The 1,730-nt window shown below is 43.9% G+C and carries 1 protein-coding gene; it reads right to left on the minus strand.

Annotated elements, in window-relative coordinates; translation table 11 throughout:
• Positions 1–241: 241 nt before the first annotated feature.
• Entirely contained in the window at positions 242–1,705 is a 1,464-nt protein-coding gene (locus F6J99_RS44765) for a zinc ribbon domain-containing protein (RefSeq protein WP_293123822.1), read from the minus strand.
• Positions 1,706–1,730 lie beyond the last annotated feature (25 nt).

The following is a 1,730-nucleotide window of genomic DNA, read 5'->3' on the forward strand; positions in this document are numbered from 1 at the left end:
GGGATACTCTTGAACCGTCATTAATCGGTACAAAACCGGATAATACGGTCAAGGTGCATTCTATTGTTGTCCGAGTGAGGAGTGGTCATACAGCAATTGGAGTTGAGCCTTCCGGAGACGAAACCTTAGAATAAGGCAGCCTTAATCATAAAGTTTTAACCCTTTTACCCATAGCCGACAAACCATAAAGGCTGCCTTATTCTTACGGTAACTTCTAACCACTCATCTATCTGGACGTTCCTCAAATCCCGTTGAGGAGTTGCTTGAAAGCCTGAGATCTGCTATGTTTGCTGTCAAGAATACCAATCGCAACTGCATCTAGCAAATCTAGTTCCAAACCTTCCAAGAAACGCGCGGTACGACGCAACAATACTGCCTGCACCTCGGCTCTACTCATGTACCGGGTGATATCCTTGTCCGTACCTCTGTCAAGGATGTTTTTGGCAGCATTATGGTCAGCCTGCAACACGACCCCATCAAATCCGGTAAAATTGTCCCCAGTTCTGTGCCCCAACAGGGTGCCATTCCTGGAGTCAATTTGCGACGTGTAACTAGGCTGAACTTCTGTGACAACCGAACCAGTCCAATTAGCCCATTTCTGTAAAGAGTCCCGCATCTCTCCTTTCATCCAACTATTCAGTTTGCGAGACATAGTCTTGGACTGGCGTTTATTCCGAATCGGTTGCGTTAAATCTTCTGCAAAAATTTTGAGAGCTTCTCCATTGAAAAGAGATTTACAAGCTGCTCCTATTATCGCCGCTAGTTCAGCTTGGTTCTGTCTGTAACGGCGATTTTCTGTTTTTCTGGTTAAATTATTTTCTAATATCCTAGCTGACTTGGCTGGATCTATTTTTTCTAGTTTTCTGTGCAGTGCCCACAGTTTTCCTCTATTGCGGTTTTTGGCATAGATACGATCTGACTTCTTGGTAGCAGCTTTGCCTAGTCCTTTCCCGTGAGCCTGACCATCTGAATCATAGAAAGCCTCGGTATAGCCTTTATCTACCCCAATACTGCGACGTTCAGACGGAATATCGACGACACCATGACCTACTAAAAAGTGAACCTCGAACCGTTCCAATTCTAGGTTATAAATTAGTCGAATCTGACCTTTTATCTTGCGGTTAGACCGTACAACTACCTTGTTCCTTTTTCCTCTAACAAGTCCAGCTAATTCTAACTGGTAAGTGTTACGAGAAAGCCTTTTGCATTTGTACCCACCTTGTTGGTAAACAATTTGATTCCTAACCCAGGAATGTCCACGCTGATACTCTTTCCTTACCCATCGGTGCAACAAAGCATTGTCTAGGAAAGCTAAAGTCTTAAGCTGCTTACATAGTTCTTTTCGCTTTCTCTGATTCTCTTTGCCAGGAAACTTCCGGTAGATATTTTTGATTACTGCCTCTGTGCAGGCAGCTTGCTGTGCAGTGATCGCTTTAGCTACATCACTAACTGTCCATTCCATTAACTTGGAAGGCAAACTCAACGATTCCGGACTTCTGAAAGATCTGACTTCGGAGTATGCTTTCTTCCAGTCAATGCTCCAGTGATTAATGCTGCCCAACTTGTTGTAGGATTCAGACCTGACAATCCCTAACTTTCCCATTGTAGAGAGCAGTTCAGTCTTAACCGACTCAGTCATCCCCGCTACGGGGACAATCTGAGTTGATATTTTCTTTGTTGCTCTTACTGTTTTGGGCTTGGGCATTGTCAGGTCTGAATCTTATATTCTA

Source organism: Moorena sp. SIO4G3 (assembly GCF_010692305.1).
Lineage (GTDB): Bacteria > Cyanobacteriota > Cyanobacteriia > Cyanobacteriales > Coleofasciculaceae > Moorena > Moorena producens_A.